General features: G+C 67.1%; 1 protein-coding gene. It reads left to right on the plus strand.

Features of this window, described 5'->3' with window-relative positions; all coding sequences use genetic code 11:
- Positions 1 to 210: hypothetical protein (locus tag D7X55_RS46795; RefSeq protein WP_233610469.1), on the plus strand; the 210-nt coding region annotated here is incomplete at its 5' end.
- Between the last annotated feature and the right edge of the window lie 216 nt (positions 211 to 426).

Raw genomic sequence — 426 nt, forward strand, 5'->3', positions numbered from 1 at the left:
CACCTGCGTGGCCGGCAGATGGCGTTGTCCGACGCCGACTGCGCACTCACCGGCCAGCGCATCGTGCAGGAGATCCTGCTGGCGGCCGAGCGCACGCGCCAGAACGGCGGGCCAGAGCAGTACGTGGGCGACCGGGTGATGGAGGGGCTGGTGATGGCCGATCTGGCGCTGACCGCCTTCATTCACGAGCGGATGCGACCCAAGGACTGAGCGCGCTTATCGCGCGGACCTTTCTGCCTGTGTGTAGGGTGACGAATGAAGAAGCTCGGCCTGGCCGCTGCGGTGATATGCATCGCGGTGATCGGCGCGATGTGGGTGGATTGGCCCGAGCCTGCGGGCGATCAGGTGTGGGCCTACCAAAAGCTGCAGCCGGCCGATTACCGCCTGCTGCACAGTGATGCGCGCGGCTTCGTGACCGCGAAGGCC

This window comes from Corallococcus sp. AB049A, assembly GCF_003668885.1.
GTDB classification, from domain to species: domain Bacteria; phylum Myxococcota; class Myxococcia; order Myxococcales; family Myxococcaceae; genus Corallococcus; species Corallococcus interemptor.